Source organism: Bacillus sp. JJ1127 (assembly GCF_036965845.1).
GTDB lineage: Bacteria > Bacillota > Bacilli > Bacillales > Bacillaceae_G > Bacillus_A.
Window position 1 is genome coordinate 16,893 of record NZ_JBALQK010000170.1, and the last position, 1,897, is coordinate 18,789.

Annotated in this window: 2 protein-coding genes; both read left to right on the forward strand. The window is 35.1% G+C overall.

What is annotated here, in order from left to right; translation table 11 throughout:
• The first annotated feature begins 72 nt into the window (after positions 1–72).
• The gene (locus tag V7183_RS16980; RefSeq protein ID WP_335360257.1) at positions 73–510 is read left to right on the forward strand and encodes a VOC family protein; all 438 of its coding nucleotides are present in this window, start codon (positions 73–75) and stop codon (positions 508–510) included.
• Positions 511–545: 35 nt separating this feature from the next.
• Positions 546–1,781 (forward strand): MFS transporter, encoded by a 1,236-nt coding sequence (locus V7183_RS16985; RefSeq protein WP_335360258.1) that lies wholly within the window; start codon positions 546–548, stop codon positions 1,779–1,781.
• Positions 1,782–1,897 lie beyond the last annotated feature (116 nt).

Below are 1,897 nucleotides of genomic sequence, written 5' to 3' on the forward strand. Positions count from 1 at the left end.
CTTTTTCAAAAAATCAACCTCATGTTACGGTGATGAATCAATTTAATTACATAATTTTATAGGAGGATTCCAATGATTAAAGGCTTATATGAAGCACATTTACCTGTCCGTAATCTACAGATATCCATACCATTTTATGAATCATTAGGTCTCAAATTATATAAAAAATATGAGAACGCTGCTTTCTTTTGGATTGTAGAAAATGAAAGTTGGCTCGGGCTCTGGGAAGGCGAAGAATATAAAGTAAAGTATCACCCTTCTCTACGGCATATTGCTTTTCAAGTGGAAATGAATGATTTAGAACATGCCATAGAATGGTTAAATAACAAAAACATTGCTGCAAGAAAAGACTTTGGAATGGAACCAATTGAACCAATCGTTTTTCCAGAACAAGCACATGCATCTGTGTATTTTCATGATCCTGATGGGAATAGTTTAGAACTCATCGCAAGACTACCTTTTGAATTAGCAAATATGAATAAGATATATTTAAGTGAATGGAAAAGATAAGTACAACTATTGTTAGGAAAAGAGAGCTAATCCCTATGTCATCACAACCTATTACATATCGTAATCTTCTAAAACAAAATAGTGACTTTACAAAACTCTTTTATGGGCAAACATTGAGTGTACTTGGAGATTGGTTTCACACCATTGCATTATTAACACTCGTGTATAGTGTAACGCAATCTTCTTTCATGCTTGCGCTAACCTTTATGAGCAAAAGTTTGCCCCAGCTACTCCTCAGCCCTTTCATCGGTGTAATTGTAGATCGTTTTTCAAAAAAGAAAATCATGATCATGACCGATATTTTACGCGGAGTGATTGTCCTTACTTATTTACTAACGATCTACCGAATTGAAATCATTTTTATTGCTAATATCATATTGGCGGTGCTTTCTTGCTTATTCGAACCAGCCAAACAATCTTCTATAAAAAGAATTGTAAAGCAAAGCCATTTAGTAACCGCAAACTCTCTTTCTAGTACAATGAATGGTTTTATGGCCATCATTGGTGCTTCACTAGGCGGGATTACCGCTCAGATACTAAGTGTAGAAGCTGCTTTTTTTATCAATAGTATTTCTTTCTTACTTTCTGCCTTTTTCATTTTTAAGACAACCATTCCTTTTACTGAAACATCTAAAACGAAGGCACCATTTTTTACCGATATTAAAGAAGGCTATACATACATATTACGGCAAAAGGTTATCATGGCTTTAATTCTCGTTGGGATTTCATGGGGCATTATTGGCGGTGCCTATCAGCTGCTTTTAACAATCTACGCCGAAAGTATCTTTCATGCAGGGAATACTGGAATTGGCGTTTTATATACCGTCCAAGGTGCTGGCCTTATGATTGGGAGTTTACTTGTCAATCTTTATATTGGCTCAAATGAGAAAGTAATGAAAAAAGCATTTGGCTGGGCTTATTTATGGCAAGGGATTTTCTTTCTCGGTTTCGTTCTTTCCGATCAACTTATTATTGGCATCTTTACACTACTAGGTATGAGAATTGCTGGAGGAATGATAGTTCCACTCGATACAACATTATTACAAACCTATACGAAAGAAGAGATGGTCGGCAAAGTATTTGCATTTCATTACTCAATTTACGGCTCACTTATACAGCTCTCTATGTTTATCACGGGATTACTTCTAGAAAGAATTTCTCCTCAAGTAATCGGTAGTGTTCTAGCTGTATGTTGTATTTTCGTTAGTTTTATATGGCTATTTCTATTTTACAGCGGAAAGCTATACGACAATTCTTCCTCTATTCGATAGCATGTGTATCAATAAGCATGCTATCTTTTTTTGTATTCTATATAAATCCATTTTAATTCTTCGACATCTACATCCTTGCTATGCGGAATAACAAGTAACCTACACTCGTTTGTTCT

Bases quoted from the DNA above. Each gene is read 5' to 3' on its own strand.
- V7183_RS16980 (WP_335360257.1), top strand. From the start codon at position 73: ATGATTAAAGGCTTATATGAAGCACATTTACCTGTCCGTAATCTACAG.
- V7183_RS16985 (WP_335360258.1), top strand. From the start codon at position 546: ATGTCATCACAACCTATTACATATCGTAATCTTCTAAAACAAAATAGT.